The following is a 1,284-nucleotide window of genomic DNA, read 5'->3' on the forward strand; positions in this document are numbered from 1 at the left end:
CCACGCTGATCGCGGTGCCCTTCCCCGCGCCGTCCCTGCCGAACGGCAGCCGGTCCCGTGTCCGTACGGTCCCGGAGAGCATGCGTACATACGCCACCTTCTCGCCCGCCGGACCGCGGTCGATCTTGAAGACCGTGCCGGAGACCGCACCCTCGGTGTCGCGCTCGGAGGCGGGCAGCAGCTCCTTGATCCCGGTGATCAGCGCGTCCACGCCCGCGCCCGTGATGGCCGAGCCGAAGTACACCGGATGGACCACCGCCCGCCGCGTCTGCGCGGCGAGTTCACGGCGGAGCCGGTCGTACGGAAGAGCCGTCCCGTCGTCCAGCTCCAGATACGCGGCCATAAGGGCGTTGTCATGGTCGGCGAGCGTCTCCGCGAGCCCGTCGGCGAAGGCCGTTTCGGTCCCGTCGTACGGTGTGAAACCGGCGCCGCGCGTGCCGAGACCGTACGCCGCGCCCATCGGGACGACCGCCGTGCTCAGCCGCTCGGCCACCGCCCGGAGCACACACCCGTCGTGCGCGCCACGGCGGTCGATCTTGTTCACGAAAATAAGCGTGGGAATACGAAGTCGCTGCAACGTGCGCATCAGTACGCGCGTCTGCGCCTGCACGCCTTCGACGGCGGAGATCACCAGGACGGCGCCGTCGAGCACGTTCAGGGAACGCTCCACCTCGGCGATGAAATCCGGGTGTCCCGGCGTATCGATCAGATTGACGGTGATGTCGTCGATCGGGAACGACACGACGGCCGACTTGATCGTGATCCCGCGCTGGCGTTCCAGCGCCAGGGAATCGGTCTGCGTACTTCCGTCATCGACTCTGCCGATCCGGTCGATGACTCCGGCGGCGTGCAGCAACCGCTCGGTCAGGCTCGTCTTACCGGCGTCGACATGCGCCAGGATTCCAAGGTTCAGCGTTCGCACGAAGCGTCAGGTCCTCTGTGTAGACAGTGATTTCCCGCTGGCTGGACACAGACGTTCCACGCACGACGAACTCCTTGATCGATCCGATGTCGGGGGCGAGTACAGCAGAGCGCTCCACCGGCCGCAACCGATTTGTCCGGCACGAGGCGGCGCGCCGTGCCCGCATGATTCACTGCGGACACATGACACACAGGTGTGAGAAGGGGAGGCCGACGTGCCCCATGAGGTAGATCAGTCGTTCCTGGCACTGCCGCTGCGGGCGCTCGCCGACGCCGCGCTCGCGCGGGCGCGGGCGCTCGGCGCGGAGCACGCGGACTTCCGGTTCGAGCGGGTGCGCGGCGCGTCGTGGCGGCTGCGGGGCG

The 1,284-nt window shown here is 68.2% G+C and carries 1 protein-coding gene; it reads right to left on the reverse strand.

The genetic code is table 11. The annotated features are described in order from the left end of the window. Positions 1 to 922, reverse strand: a 922-nt coding sequence (locus tag GA0115259_RS38040; protein WP_141716888.1) for a GTP-binding protein, incomplete at its 3' end; no start/stop codon positions are given. Between the last annotated feature and the right edge of the window lie 362 nt (positions 923 to 1,284).

This window comes from Streptomyces sp. MnatMP-M17, from assembly GCF_900091995.1.
Taxonomy (GTDB): Bacteria; Actinomycetota; Actinomycetes; order Streptomycetales; family Streptomycetaceae; genus Streptomyces.